This window comes from Pseudomonas sp. P105 (assembly GCF_032614175.1).
GTDB classification, from domain to species: domain Bacteria; phylum Pseudomonadota; class Gammaproteobacteria; order Pseudomonadales; family Pseudomonadaceae; genus Aquipseudomonas; species Aquipseudomonas rhizophila.
Genome location: NZ_CP126693.1, coordinates 4,578,986 through 4,592,515, shown reverse-complemented (window position 1 = coordinate 4,592,515; position 13,530 = coordinate 4,578,986). Strand labels below are relative to the sequence as shown.

Annotated in this window: 13 protein-coding genes; 9 read left to right on the top strand and 4 right to left on the bottom strand. The window is 58.7% G+C overall.

The features are described from left to right. Window positions 1-147: 147 nt before the first annotated feature. Window positions 148-606 carry an REP-associated tyrosine transposase gene (locus QOM08_RS20600; protein WP_139049430.1) on the top strand — a complete coding sequence of 153 codons (459 nt, stop codon included), beginning with the start codon at window positions 148-150 and terminating at the stop codon, window positions 604-606. A gap of 130 nt (window positions 607-736) precedes the next feature. On the opposite strand, the gene QOM08_RS20595 is transcribed toward QOM08_RS20600, so the two are convergent. Then, window positions 737-1,342, bottom strand: a complete 606-nt coding sequence (locus tag QOM08_RS20595; RefSeq protein WP_188252411.1) for a TetR/AcrR family transcriptional regulator — start codon at window positions 1,340-1,342, stop codon at window positions 737-739. Window positions 1,343-1,473: 131 nt separating this feature from the next. Between QOM08_RS20595 and QOM08_RS20590 the strand changes: the two genes are divergently transcribed. Beyond that, the gene (locus QOM08_RS20590) at window positions 1,474-2,388 is read left to right on the top strand and encodes a DUF808 domain-containing protein (RefSeq protein ID WP_076383808.1); all 915 of its coding nucleotides are present in this window, start codon (window positions 1,474-1,476) and stop codon (window positions 2,386-2,388) included. A 133-nt stretch (window positions 2,389-2,521) separates the two neighbouring features. Here the strand turns inward: QOM08_RS20590 and QOM08_RS20585 are convergent, their stop codons facing one another. Together QOM08_RS20585 and QOM08_RS20580 are read right to left on the bottom strand one after the other, a co-directional pair. Then, the gene (locus QOM08_RS20585; protein ID WP_076383809.1) at window positions 2,522-3,310 is read right to left on the bottom strand and encodes a VacJ family lipoprotein; all 789 of its coding nucleotides are present in this window, start codon (window positions 3,308-3,310) and stop codon (window positions 2,522-2,524) included. Beyond that, window positions 3,303-4,601 (bottom strand): serine/threonine protein kinase, encoded by a 1,299-nt coding sequence (locus QOM08_RS20580; RefSeq protein WP_160893106.1) that lies wholly within the window; start codon window positions 4,599-4,601, stop codon window positions 3,303-3,305. The genes QOM08_RS20585 and QOM08_RS20580 overlap by 8 nt, the downstream gene beginning before the upstream one ends. Before the next feature lie 429 nt (window positions 4,602-5,030). Between QOM08_RS20580 and QOM08_RS20575 the strand changes: the two genes are divergently transcribed. The 3 genes from QOM08_RS20575 (at window position 5,031) to QOM08_RS20565 (ending at window position 8,166) form a co-directional block, all read left to right on the top strand. After that, complete coding sequence (locus QOM08_RS20575) at window positions 5,031-5,882, top strand: glycine betaine ABC transporter substrate-binding protein (RefSeq protein WP_047229600.1); 852 nt, start codon at window positions 5,031-5,033, stop codon at window positions 5,880-5,882. 317 nt (window positions 5,883-6,199) lie between these two features. Further along, window positions 6,200-6,511 carry a DUF485 domain-containing protein gene (locus QOM08_RS20570; RefSeq protein WP_047229599.1) on the top strand — a complete coding sequence of 104 codons (312 nt, stop codon included), beginning with the start codon at window positions 6,200-6,202 and terminating at the stop codon, window positions 6,509-6,511. Then, a complete protein-coding gene (locus QOM08_RS20565; RefSeq protein WP_047229598.1) occupies window positions 6,508-8,166 on the top strand; it encodes a cation acetate symporter in 1,659 nt (552 codons plus the stop codon). Before QOM08_RS20570 ends, QOM08_RS20565 begins: the two co-directional genes overlap by 4 nt. Window positions 8,167-8,472: 306 nt before the next feature. On the opposite strand, the gene gltA is transcribed toward QOM08_RS20565, so the two are convergent. Further along, window positions 8,473-9,762, bottom strand: a complete 1,290-nt coding sequence (gene gltA / locus QOM08_RS20560) for a citrate synthase (RefSeq protein WP_003204440.1) — start codon at window positions 9,760-9,762, stop codon at window positions 8,473-8,475. Window positions 9,763-10,126: 364 nt separating this feature from the next. Between gltA and sdhC the strand changes: the two genes are divergently transcribed. Genes sdhC through QOM08_RS20540 form a run of 4 tightly spaced genes read left to right on the top strand, consistent with a single transcriptional unit; the run spans window position 10,127 to window position 13,355 of the window. After that, on the top strand, window positions 10,127-10,501 hold the full coding sequence (gene sdhC / locus QOM08_RS20555) for a succinate dehydrogenase, cytochrome b556 subunit (protein ID WP_024780620.1): 375 nt from the start codon (window positions 10,127-10,129) through the stop codon (window positions 10,499-10,501). Continuing rightward, complete coding sequence (gene sdhD, locus QOM08_RS20550; RefSeq protein ID WP_003204438.1) at window positions 10,495-10,863, top strand: succinate dehydrogenase, hydrophobic membrane anchor protein; 369 nt, start codon at window positions 10,495-10,497, stop codon at window positions 10,861-10,863. The genes sdhC and sdhD overlap by 7 nt, the downstream gene beginning before the upstream one ends. Before the next feature lie 3 nt (window positions 10,864-10,866). Then, window positions 10,867-12,639: a succinate dehydrogenase flavoprotein subunit gene (gene sdhA, locus QOM08_RS20545; protein ID WP_047230489.1), complete on the top strand. Its 1,773-nt coding sequence runs from the start codon at window positions 10,867-10,869 to the stop codon at window positions 12,637-12,639. An 11-nt stretch (window positions 12,640-12,650) separates the two neighbouring features. After that, window positions 12,651-13,355 (top strand): succinate dehydrogenase iron-sulfur subunit, encoded by a 705-nt coding sequence (locus QOM08_RS20540; protein ID WP_047230491.1) that lies wholly within the window; start codon window positions 12,651-12,653, stop codon window positions 13,353-13,355. Window positions 13,356-13,530: the final 175 nt, after the last annotated feature.

Here is a 13,530-nt window from a genome sequence, read left to right as displayed (position 1 = left end):
ACATAATGTCTGAACACCGCAAACCCTGTGTGGGAGCGAGCTTGCTCGCGATGATGACCTCCCAGACACATCCAGCCAAGAGTCTGCCCGGTATTCAAAATCCACTGATCTAGCCTTTGATGACCTGATCATTGGAGAGGCGAAGGAATGCCTGATTTACCTGCTTCACATCGCTTGCGTACTGGCCGTTACGGTGAGTTGAATCGAATCTATTTATTGACCTCTAACACGGCTGAGCGAAAGCCGATTTTTCAGGATTTCGCTTTAGGCAGGTTGGTCGTTGAACAGTTTCGATGTGCCCAGGATGAGGGATGGGCGAAGTCACTGGCTTGGGTGGTCATGCCTGATCATTTCCATTGGTTGATTGAATTGCAGCAAAGCCCGTTGAATGAGTTGATGCAAAAAACCAAGTCCTTGAGTGCTCGGGCGGTGAACATATCCACAGGGCAGAGAGGTCGCCTTTGGCAACCGGGATACCATGACCGCGCACTGCGGCGGGAAGAAGAGTTGATCATAATGGCGCGCTATGTCGTCGCTAACCCGTTGCGGGCAGGTCTCGTGAAGCGGCTTGGCGATTATCCGCTGTGGGATGCCATTTGGCTTTGACTTGAAATCGAGCTGTCTTCAATCGCGAGCAAGCTCGCTCCCACAAGGGATTCAGGTTTGCTAGCAGAACCTATATTCACAACAAAACCTGTGGGAGCGAGCTTGCTCGCGATAAAGGCAACTCGATCTATCAGCCTGGCTCACACCCCTTCAACACCAACCGAATAATCGTCTGCGCCGCCGCTTCGTAATCCGCCTCATCCAGCTTCGCCTTGCCGGTCACGGCGCTGATCTGCCAGTCGAAATCGGCATAGGTCTGGGTGGCCGCCCAGATGCTGAACATCAGGTGGTTGGGGTCGATGGGGGCGATCTGGCCGCGGTCGATCCAGGTCTGGATGCAGTCGATGTTGTGCCGGGCCTGGGCGTTGAGTTGTTCCACCAGGTCGGCGCTCAGGTGTGGGGCGCCGTGCATGATTTCGCTGGCGAAGACTTTTGAGGCGAAGGGCAGGTCGCGGGAGATGCGGATCTTGGAGCGGATGTAGTGGCTCAGCACTTCGCCGGGCACGCCGTCCGCGTTGAACGGGGTCGAGGCCTGGAGGATTGGCTCGATGATACTTTCCAGCACCTCGCGGTAGAGGTTTTCCTTGGATTTGAAATAGTAGTAGACGTTGGGTTTTGGCAGGCCCGCCTTGGCCGCGATATCGCTGGTTTTGGTCGCCGCGAAGCCCTTGTCGGCAAACTCTTCGCTGGCGGCACGCAGGATCAGTTCTTTGTTGCGCTCGCGGATAGTGCTCATAAACCCAGGGGTTCCTTGCCTGTTCTGGCGGTTGCGCATGGTAGCACCGGCCTCGCGAAGCGCTCAAGAATGCCCCGCGGCCACGTCGGGCGCGCTATGCTGCGCAGCATTATTGTTCAAGGAGTTCCTCCATGGCCGGAAGCAGTTTGCTGTTACTGATCGACGATATCGCCACAGTGCTCGACGATGTTGCATTGATGACCAAGATGGCCGCCAAGAAAACCGCCGGCGTGCTCGGCGATGACCTGGCGCTCAATGCCCAGCAGGTGTCAGGCGTGCGTGCCGAGCGGGAAATACCGGTGGTCTGGGCGGTGGCCAAGGGGTCGTTCATCAACAAACTGATCCTGGTGCCGTCGGCGTTGGCCATCAGCGCTTTCGTGCCCTGGCTGGTGACGCCACTGCTGATGGTGGGGGGCGCCTACCTGTGCTTCGAAGGGTTCGAGAAACTGGCCCACAAGTTCCTTCACAGCAAGGCGCAAGACCAGGCCGAGCATGCGCAACTGGTCGAGGCCGTGGCCAATCCGGCGGTCGATCTGGTGGCCTTCGAAAAGGACAAGATCAAAGGTGCGATACGCACCGACTTCATCCTCTCGGCGGAAATCATCGCCATCACCCTCGGCACCGTCGCTGATGCACCGCTGACCCAGCAGGTGATCGTGCTGTCGGGTATCGCCATCGTCATGACCGTCGGCGTCTATGGTTTGGTGGCCGGGATCGTCAAGCTCGATGACCTGGGGTTGTGGCTGACGCAGAAGCCGGGGCAATGGGCCAAGAGCGTCGGTGGCGCCATCCTGCGCGCCGCGCCCTACATGATGAAAGGCCTGTCGGTGATCGGCACGGCGGCGATGTTCCTGGTGGGCGGCGGCATCCTGACCCATGGCGTGCCGGTGGTGCATCACTGGATCGAAGGTGTGACGGCCAGTGCTGGCGGCGCCGGGTTCATTGTGCCGTTGCTGCTTAATGCGGTGGCCGGGATTGTGGCGGGGGCGCTGGTGTTGGCGGGAGTGATGGTGGTTGGCAAGGTCTGGAAAGCGCTGAAAAGCTGAATCTGACAACAGATGACAACTGTGGGAGCGAGCCTGCTCGCGATAGCGGTCTACCAGCCAACATACATGTTGAATGGCAGGCCCTCATCGCGAGCAGGCTCGCTCCCACAGTGGGTTTTGGGGTGGCCGGGAGTTACTCGGCAATCTGCAACTTGCGCGACTCGGTATACACGTAACGCACCTTCTCATATTCGAATGGCGAGTTCAGTTGGCCATAGCGGAAGCTGGTCTGGTGGCGCTTGTCCACGGCGCGCAGGAGCAGCAGTTCCGGGTGGTTGCCGCTGACTTCTGAAACGTTGAGGAAGTTGATCGCCGATTCAGCCGTGTAGTCCACCAGCAATCCCGAGGTATCGCGAAGGTTCGAAGGGCCGAAGATCGGCAGTACGAAATACGCGCCGCCGGGCACGCCATAGAAGCCCAGGGTCTGACCGAAGTCTTCGCTCTGGCGCGGCAAGCCCATGGCGGTGGCCGGGTCCCACAGGCCGGCGATGCCGACGGTGGTGTTGAGCAGCAGGCGTGCCGTGGTTTCCATCGAACGCTTGCCCTTGAATTGCAGCAGGCTGTTCATCAGGTTCGGCACGTCTCCCAGGTTATTGAAGAAGTTGCTCACCCCGGTGCGCAGGAAGCCTGGCGTGATGTAACGGTAACCATCGACGACTGGCAGGAAGACCCACTGATCGAATCGATAATTGAAGTGGTAAACGCGGCGGTTCCAGGACTCCAGCGGGTCATAGACGTTCAGGGCGTTGAGGGTCGAGCGTTCGAACTCGCGCTGGTCCAGCCCGGGGTTGAACTTGAGCTTGCTCAACGGTTCCTTGAAACCGTCGGAGTCCACCACCACAGGCGCGTTGGCCTTGCTGTTATCGGCGTGGACCATGCCAGCACTCATTAACGCGGCGATAAGCAGGAGATATTTAGCCACGGAAGAACTCCAGCATGGCGTCGCTGTTGACGCGGTAGTTTAGGTTGCCGCAGTGGCCGCCCAATGGGTAAACCGTCAGGCGGTCGCCAAAGGTCTTGCGCAGGAAGCCCAGATCGCCCGGGCCGAGGATGACGTCGTCGGCGTTGTGCATGACGGCAATCTTCGGACTGTCGTGCAGGTAATCCTTGAGCGCATAAAGGCTGACCTGATCGATCAGTTGCAACAGGCTGCCGCCGTCGGTGCGCGCGCGCCACATCGGAATCACCTGCTCGGTGAGATAGCAGTCGAAATCGCATTGCAACGCGCGCTTGAGGAACGGCGTCAGGCTGGTGCTTTCGGTAATCGGGAATTTGGGCGGGATGATCAGGCCGCGACGGTTGATCAGGTCCGAGGTGAATGCAATGTCGGCCGCCGAGAAGCGGAACGAAGTGCCAATCAGCATCGCCATCTGCTCGTTGGTCAGGTGCTGCTTGGACTGCTGGAAGTCATAGAGCAGGGCATCGTTGAGATCGATGTAGCCTTTTTGCTGGAAATAACGAGTCAGCTTGTTGAGCACCAACTCATAAAAAGTGGTGGTGTTGTTGATGCCCTTGACCTCGGTCTGGACCAGTTTGTCCAGGTTGGTGATCGAGGTGTAGAGGTTGACCGGCGGGTTGAGCAACAGCACTTTCTTGAAGTTGAAGCTGCGTCGGGTTTCGTCCAGATGGGCGACGAAGGCCGCGTCCAGGGCGCCGAGGCTGTAGCCGGTGAGGTAATACTCGGTCACGGGCAATTTGGGGTTCTGCGCGCGCACGGCCTGCATCACCCGGTACATGTCTTCGGCGTCTTCCTTGGTGATGCCGGGTGTGGCGAAGCGCGAAGCGGCACTCATGAAGTCAAAGCTGGTGGGCGACGACAGCTGCACCACGTGGTAACCCGCCTTGTAATAGAGGCGCTTGAGGTATTCGTTGAGGCTGCTGTCGTATCGTGCGCCGGTGCCAGCGATCAGGAAGATCAGCGGCGCAGGCTTGTCCTGGGTCGCCATGCGGTAGGTGAGGCTTTTCACCGGCCAGAAATTGTCTGGCAGGATGAACTCGCGTTCCGGGCGCAGGGTCAGGCTGTGGTCCGCCTGGTCGATATCTTCGATCGGGGGCAGTTCCGGGCGCAGGTCCGGTGGCGTAGTGGCGATGGTCGCCTCGAACGGGTTGGTCAAGGGGTAGCCATAGCTGGCGGCATCGATGTCCACCGCCAGCGCGGACGCACTCAGAATAAGGCCGCCGGCGAGGGCAGCGAAGCGCAAGGAATGGAGCATGACTGGATCCCTTAAAGGAAGATGCCGATTGAAGTTCGCAGGCTATGACCGCCGAAGTGAAGCCAAGTGCCATGATTGGCACAAAACAGGCACAAACGGGGCGGGATAGTAGCGCGAAGATACACGTTCACGCGTGGTAGCGGCTAGTTATCTGGCGGTTTGCCGAATTCGGGCGTGACCGGCAGGAGAGCATTTATGTTGGCCCGAATGGCGCAGGCAGGTAGCTGGCGTTCTGATGTCGTTTCTCGTTGCTTCAACGTCGCAGGCAGAGCAGGTTCCAGATCGGCGCAGGTTGATGATCAACGAGTCAGTACTCCACTGACGTTCGAACCGGTTTTGCAGGCGAGCGTGATGGGGGCGCTGTGCACCATAACAATACGTTGACGCCGCTCGGCATCCGTCGGGCGCAGCACTTTCGGGGAAGTAACGATGAGAATGCGACGACTCTTGGGCGCAGGTGCCGCACTGGTACTGGCGATCAGCTCCACACTGGCCAGCGCCGAAACCAAAACCCTGAGCATCGGCTATGTCGATGGCTGGTCCGACAGCGTCGCGACCACCCATGTGGCGGCCGAAGTCATCAAGCAGAAACTGGGCTATGACGTGAAGCTGCAAGCGGTTGCGACCGGGATCATGTGGCAAGGCGTAGCCACTGGCAAACTCGACGCGATGCTCTCGGCCTGGCTGCCGGTGACCCATGGCGACTACTGGACCAAGAACAAGGATCAGGTGGTCGACTACGGTCCGAACTTCAAGGATGCAAAAATCGGCCTGATCGTGCCGGAGTACGTCAAGGCCCAGTCCGTGGCCGACCTCAAGACCGATGACAGCTTCAAGAACCGCATTGTCGGTATCGACGCCGGTTCAGGTGTCATGATCAAGACCGAGCAGGCCATCAAGGATTACGACCTGACCGGGTATCAACTCAAGGCCAGTTCCGGCGCCGGCATGATTGCCGAGCTGACCCGTGCCGAGAAGAAAAAAGAATCCATCGCCGTCACCGGTTGGGTGCCGCACTGGATGTTCGCCAAGTGGAAACTGCGCTTCCTGGAAGACCCGAAAGGCGTTTACGGCGCGGCTGAAACCGTGAACAGCATCGGCAGCAAGGAGCTGGACACCAAGGCGCCGGAAGTGGTCGCGTTCCTGAAGAAGTTCCAGTGGAACTCGAAAGACGAAATCGGCGAGGTCATGCTGGCGATTCAGGAAGGCGCCAAGCCGGACGCCGCTGCCAAGGATTGGGTTGCCAAGCACCCGGATCGCGTGGCGGAGTGGATCAAGTAATCGACTTGGTCTGACTGTTCCGAAAGCCGCATGACTGTCTGTCATGCGGTTTTTTTGTGCCCGAAATTCCTGGATTCCCCACAATCCCCTTGTGGGAGCGAGCTTGCTCGCGATAGCGGTACATCTGCTTGCATCCATGTTGAATGTAGCGCCTCCATCGCGAGCAAGCTCGCTCCCACAGGAGGGCAATTGTGAAAGTGTGCGGGAAACCGGCAGCACCGTCATGTCGTTCTAATACTAAGGTCGTCTGGAACCTGGCCTTCAGCCGCATAGAGTAGAGCTGTTCCAATTAAATCTGTGCTGCGAGGATAAAAACAATGAACGACAGCATTTACCTCTCGATTCAAAACAGCCCGCGCTTCAAGGAGCTGGTGAGAAAAAGAGAAAAGTTCGCCTGGATTCTCTCGGCGATCATGCTTGGGTTGTATTCAGGCTTCATTCTTCTGATTGCCTACGGGCCGCATGTGCTCGGGGCCAAGATTTCGCCCGAGTCCACCATTACCTGGGGTATCCCCATAGGTGTCGGCCTGATCGTCTCGGCCTTCATCCTGACCGGTATCTACGTGCGACGCGCCAACGGTGAGTTCGACGATCTGAACAATGCGATTCTCAAGGAGGCTCAGCAATGATCCGGCGTCTAATGGCTCTGTTGAGCATCGCAGCTTTCGCACCGGGGGCCTGGGCGGCTGAAGCCCTGACCGGTGCCGTGCAGAAACAACCGCTTAACGTTTCGGCCATTGTCATGTTCGTGGCTTTCGTTGGCGCGACCTTGTGCATTACCTACTGGGCGTCCAAGCGCAACAACTCGGCAGCCGACTACTATGCGGCGGGCGGGCGGATCACCGGTTTCCAGAACGGCCTGGCGATTGCCGGTGACTACATGTCGGCGGCGTCCTTCCTGGGGATTTCCGCGCTGGTGTTCACGTCTGGCTACGACGGTCTGATCTACTCCATCGGCTTTTTGGTCGGCTGGCCGATCATTCTGTTCCTGATCGCCGAGCGCCTGCGTAACCTGGGTAAATACACCTTTGCCGACGTGGCGTCCTACCGCCTGGGGCAAACCCAGATCCGCACCTTGTCTGCCAGCGGCTCGCTGGTCGTGGTGGCGTTCTACCTGATCGCGCAGATGGTGGGTGCCGGCAAGCTGATCCAGCTGCTGTTTGGCCTGGATTATCACGTTGCGGTGATTCTGGTCGGTATCCTGATGTGCCTCTACGTGCTGTTCGGCGGCATGCTGGCCACTACCTGGGTACAGATCATCAAGGCGGTGCTGTTGCTGTCGGGCGCTTCGTTCATGGCGCTGATGGTCATGAAGCACGTCAACTTCGACTTCAACATGCTGTTCTCCGAGGCGGTCAAGGTTCACGCCAAGGGTGAAGCGATCATGAGCCCTGGTGGCCTGGTCAAGGATCCGATCTCGGCGTTCTCCCTGGGTCTGGCGCTGATGTTCGGTACCGCTGGCCTGCCGCACATTCTGATGCGCTTCTTCACCGTAAGTGACGCCAAGGAAGCTCGCAAGAGCGTGCTGTACGCCACTGGCTTCATCGGTTACTTCTACATCCTGACCTTCATCATCGGCTTCGGCGCGATCCTGCTGGTCAGCACCAACCCGGCCTTCAAGGACGCGGCAGGTGCCTTGCTGGGTGGCAACAACATGGCGGCGGTGCACCTGGCTGACGCGGTGGGTGGCAGCATCTTCCTGGGCTTCATCTCGGCCGTAGCCTTTGCCACCATCCTGGCGGTAGTGGCGGGTCTGACCCTGGCCGGTGCCTCGGCGGTGTCCCATGACCTGTATGCCAGTGTCGTCAAGAAAGGCAAAGCCAACGAGAAGGATGAGATCCGCGTGTCGAAGATCACCACCATCGCCCTGGCGGTGCTGGCGATCGGCCTGGGCATCCTGTTCGAGAAGCAGAACATCGCGTTCATGGTGGGCCTGGCGTTCTCCATCGCGGCAAGCTGCAACTTCCCGGTACTGCTGCTCTCGATGTACTGGAAGAAACTGACCACCCGTGGCGCCATGATCGGCGGCTGGCTGGGCCTGGTCAGTGCGGTGGGCCTGATGGTGCTCGGTCCGACCATCTGGGTGCAGATCCTGGGGCACGAGAAGGCGATCTTCCCGTATGAATACCCTGCGCTGTTCTCGATGGCCATTGCCTTCGTCGGCATCTGGTTCTTCTCCGTCACCGACAAGTCGGCTGAAGGCGTGAACGAGCGTGCACTGTTCTTCCCGCAGTTTGTGCGTTCGCAGACTGGCCTGGGGGCGAGTGGGGCGGTTAACCATTGATGTAGCGAGAAGTGCTTGAAGAAATACCCCGGTCGAGAGGCTGGGGTATTTTTTTGTGCCGGGTTTAAGGATGACAGGGCTGCCGTCATCGCGAGCAAGCTCGCTCCCACAGGGGATTTTCAGTGAGTACAGGTTCTGTGTTCACAACAGGTCAACTGTGGGAGCGAGCTTGCTCGCGATGACGTCGGACCGGTCAATGCCGCTTCTGGATCAGATGAAAAGAGGCACAAACAAAACAGCCCCTGCTCTTATATAAGAAGCAGGGGCTGTTTCGGTGCAGCTCAAGACCTCATTGCAAGGCAGGTCTTACTTGCGGTCTTCCAGCTGGGTGATGTCACGCGACTCGTAGCCGGTGTACAACTGGCGCGGGCGGCCGATCTTGTACGGGCTGGAGAGCATTTCCTTCCAGTGGGAGATCCAGCCCACGGTCCGCGCCAGGGCGAAGATCACGGTGAACATGCTGGTTGGAATGCCGATCGCCTTGAGGATGATCCCCGAGTAGAAGTCGACGTTCGGGTACAGCGAGCGTTCGATGAAGTACGGGTCGGTCAGGGCGATCTCTTCCAGGCGCATGGCCAGTTCGAGTTGCGGATCGTTCTTGATCCCCAGTTCCTTGAGCACTTCGTCGCAGGTCTGCTTCATGACGGTGGCGCGCGGGTCGCGGTTCTTGTAGACCCGGTGACCGAAGCCCATCAGCTTGAACGGATCGTTCTTGTCCTTGGCCTTGGCGATGAACTTGTCGATGTTCGAGACATCGCCGATTTCATCGAGCATGGTCAATACCGCTTCGTTGGCACCGCCGTGGGCTGGGCCCCAGAGTGCGGCGATACCGGCGGCGATACAGGCGAACGGGTTGGCACCCGAGGAGCCGGCCAGGCGCACGGTGGACGTGGAGGCGTTCTGCTCGTGGTCGGCGTGGAGGATGAAGATCCGGTCCATGGCCTTGGCGAGCACCGGGCTGATCGGTTTGATCTCGCACGGGGTGTTGAACATCATATGCAGGAAGTTTTCTGCATAAGTCAGGTCATTGCGCGGGTACATCATGGGCTGGCCCATGGAGTACTTGTAGACCATGGCTGCCAGGGTCGGCATCTTGGCCACCAGGCGGATCGCGGAGATTTCGCGATGCTGGGGGTTATTGATGTCCAGGGAGTCGTGGTAGAAGGCCGAGAGGGCGCCGACAACGCCGCACATGACGGCCATCGGGTGGGCATCGCGACGGAAGCCGTTGAAGAAGGTCTTCAACTGTTCGTGAACCATGGTGTGGTTCTTCACGGTGCTGACGAACTGGGCCTTTTGCTCTGCGGTTGGCAGCTCGCCGTTGAGCAGCAGGTAGCAGGTTTCCAGGTAGTCCGACTTTTCAGCCAGTTGTTCGATCGGGTAGCCGCGGTGCAGCAGGATGCCGTTGTCGCCGTCGATATAGGTGATTTTCGACTCGCACGAAGCGGTCGACATGAAACCCGGGTCAAAGGTGAAACGGCCCGTGGCCGTCAGGCCCCGTACGTCGATTACATCGGGACCAACGGTGCCGGTTAAAATGGGCAGCTCGACGGGGGCTGCGCCCTCGATGATCAACTGCGCTTTTTTGTCAGCCATGTGGCCTCCTATTAATGCTTGGAATCATCAGACAGACCCCCCACGCAGGGCCCGCACCACTATAGTGAGATAAATTCGAATGTCAATTTGCCTAAAGTCTTGCTCCAGAAGGCTTTAACCGGACTTTTTCCGCGAAATTGCCTGCCGTTTACGCCTTTTGCTTCATATGTGCAATGCGCTATTAGGGGAAGGTGAACGCGTTGTCATTAGTAGCCTAACTGTCTATACTCGGCCACCGACCGCCAGGGGCTTTTGGGCCTGCTTTCTTGGGGGTCGTCACTCCCTGGGTGGTGAGTACCTGACCAGTGCGCGCCCCAACAACTTTGCCCTGATTGTTAGGGGCTCTTCAGTGTGAAAAAAAGCCGTGAAAAGCCAACGACCTGTAAACCTAGACCTAAGGACCATCAAACTCCCAGTCACTGCTTACACGTCCATTCTTCACCGTATCTCCGGTGTCATTCTCTTCGTCAGCCTGGCCATCATGCTTTATGCATTGGACAAGTCGCTCGACTCGGAAGAAGGCTTCGGTCAGGTGAAAGCGTGTCTGACCAGTCCGCTAGCCAAGCTAGTGATTTGGGGCATCCTGTCCGCCTTGCTGTATCACCTGGTTGCCGGTGTGCGCCACTTGATCATGGACATGGGCATCGGTGAGACGCTGGAAGGCGGCAAGCTGGGCTCGAAAATCGTTATCGCCGTTTCCGTGGTGGTAATCGTTCTGGCAGGAGTCTGGATATGGTAACCAACGTCACGAACCTTTCCCGTTCGGGCCTCTATGACTGGATGGCGCAGCGTGTGTCTGCGGTCGTTCTCGCGGCTTACTTCATTTTCCTGATCGGATATGTCGTAGCAAACCCTGGCCTTGGCTATGCCCAATGGCACGAACTGTTCGCAAACAACTGGATGCGTATCTTCAGTCTGCTGGCGCTAGTCGCACTGGGCGCTCACGCCTGGGTCGGCATGTGGACCATCGCGACCGACTACCTGACGCCGATGGCGTTCGGCAAGTCGGCGACTGCCGTACGTTTCCTCTTCCAGGCAGTATGCGGCGTCGCGATGTTTGCGTACTTCGTCTGGGGTGTGCAGATTCTTTGGGGTATCTGATTCATGGCTAACATTCCTACGATTTCTTTCGACGCCATCATTATTGGTGGCGGCGGTGCCGGCATGCGCGCTGCGCTGCAACTGGCACAGGGCGGTCACAAGACTGCCGTGATCACCAAGGTTTTCCCGACCCGTTCGCACACTGTTTCCGCCCAGGGCGGCATCACCTGTGCCATCGCTTCGGCTGACCCGAACGATGACTGGCGCTGGCACATGTACGATACCGTCAAGGGTTCCGACTACATCGGTGACCAGGACGCTATCGAATACATGTGTCAGGAAGGTCCGGCCGCGGTTTTCGAACTGGACCACATGGGCCTGCCGTTCTCGCGTACCGAAACCGGCCGTATCTACCAGCGTCCGTTCGGCGGTCAGTCCAAGGACTACGGCAAGGGCGGCCAGGCTGCGCGTACTTGCGCGGCGTCCGACCGTACCGGTCACGCACTGCTGCACACCCTTTATCAGGGCAACCTGAAAGCCGGTACCACGTTCCTGAACGAGTACTACGCCGTTGACCTGGTGAAAAACCAGGATGGCGCTTTCGTCGGTGTGATCGCGATCTGCATCGAAACCGGCGAAACCACCTACATCCGCGCCAAGGCTACCGTGTTGGCGACTGGCGGTGCCGGCCGTATCTACGCGTCCACCACCAACGCCCTGATCAACACCGGTGACGGTGTCGGCATGGCGCTGCGTGCTGGCGTGCCGGTACAAGACATCGAAATGTGGCAGTTCCACCCGACCGGCATCGCCGGCGCCGGTGTACTGGTCACCGAAGGTTGCCGCGGTGAAGGCGGTTACCTGATCAACAAGCACGGCGAGCGTTTCATGGAGCGTTATGCTCCGAACGCCAAAGACCTTGCCGGTCGCGACGTAGTTGCCCGTTCGATGGTCAAAGAAATCATCGCCGGCAACGGTTGCGGTCCGAATGGCGACCACGTGATGCTCAAGCTCGACCACCTGGGCGAGGAAGTGCTGCACAGCCGTCTGCCAGGCATTTGCGAACTGTCGAAGACCTTCGCTCACGTCGACCCTGTCGTTGCGCCGGTTCCAGTAGTTCCAACCTGCCACTATATGATGGGCGGCGTTGCCACCAACATTCACGGCCAGGCGATCACCCAGAACGCCGAAGGCGTGGACGAAATCATCCCTGGCCTGTTCGCAGTGGGTGAAGTGGCTTGCGTATCGGTTCACGGTGCCAACCGTCTGGGCGGCAACTCGCTGCTCGACCTGGTGGTATTCGGTCGCGCTGCCGGCCTGCACCTGGAAAAAGCGCTGACCGAGGGTATCGAGTATGACGATGCCACCGACGCCAACATCGAAGCCGCCCTGGCGCGTCTGTCCGCTCTGAATGAGCGTACCGAAGGCGAAGACGTGGCGACCCTGCGTCGCGAGCTGCAAAACTGCATGCAAAACTACTTCGGTGTGTTCCGTACCGGCGAGTACATGCAGAAGGGTATCGCTCAGCTGGCTCAATTGCGTGAACGAATCGCCAACGTGAAGATCAACGATAAGTCGCAGGCGTTTAACACTGCACGTATCGAAGCGCTGGAACTGCAGAACCTGCTGGAAGTGGCCGAAGCCACCGCCATCGCGGCAGAAGTGCGCAAAGAGTCCCGTGGTGCCCATGCCCGCGAAGACTTTGAAGACCGTGATGACGAAAACTGGTTGTGCCACACCTTGTTCTTCCCGGGTGAAAAACGTGTCGCCAAGCGTGCGGTGAACTTCTCGCCGAAGACCGTTCCGACGTTTGAACCCAAGATCCGGACTTACTAAGGGTGGCCGCCATGTTGCAAGTCAGTGTTTATCGCTACAACCCTGATCAGGACGCCGCGCCGTTCATGCAGGATTTCCAGGTCGATACCGGTGGTAAAGACCTGATGGTGCTGGACGTGCTGGCCCTGATCAAAGAGCAGGACGAAGGTTTTTCCTACCGTCGTTCCTGCCGCGAGGGCGTTTGCGGCTCCGACGGCATGAACATCAACGGCAAGAACGGCCTGGCGTGCATCACGCCGCTGTCCGCCGTGGTCAAGGGCAACAAGCTGATCGTTCGTCCGCTGCCAGGTTTGCCGGTTATTCGTGACCTGGTCGTCGATATGAGCATCTTCTACAAGCAATACGAGAAGGTGAAGCCATTCCTGCAGAACGATTCGCCGGCTCCGGCCATCGAGCGTCTGCAGTCCCCGGAAGAGCGTGAAAAGCTCGACGGTCTGTACGAGTGCATCCTGTGCGCCTGCTGCTCGACCTCGTGCCCATCCTTCTGGTGGAACCCGGACAAATTCCTGGGCCCGGCCGCTCTGCTGCAAGCGTATCGCTTCCTGGCAGACAGCCGCGACACCAAGACGTCCGAGCGTCTGGCTGCACTGGATGACCCGTTCAGCGTATTCCGCTGCCGCGGGATCATGAACTGCGTCAACGTCTGCCCGAAAGGCCTGAACCCGACTAAGGCCATCGGTCACGTACGTAACATGCTGCTGCAAAGCGGCGTGTGATTCAGCTGCTGTACCCGTAGAACCGCTGTACCCGTACAGGTCGGGGCGTGGGCTTCAACCCGCGTCCTGGCTATAACCAGAACCGCCGCTCACAAAGCGGCAGTTCTTATTTTGAAGAAATGAGACAAGCAGGGGCATCCGGGCTGGTACCCGGACTATCAGCGTGATCCTAAGT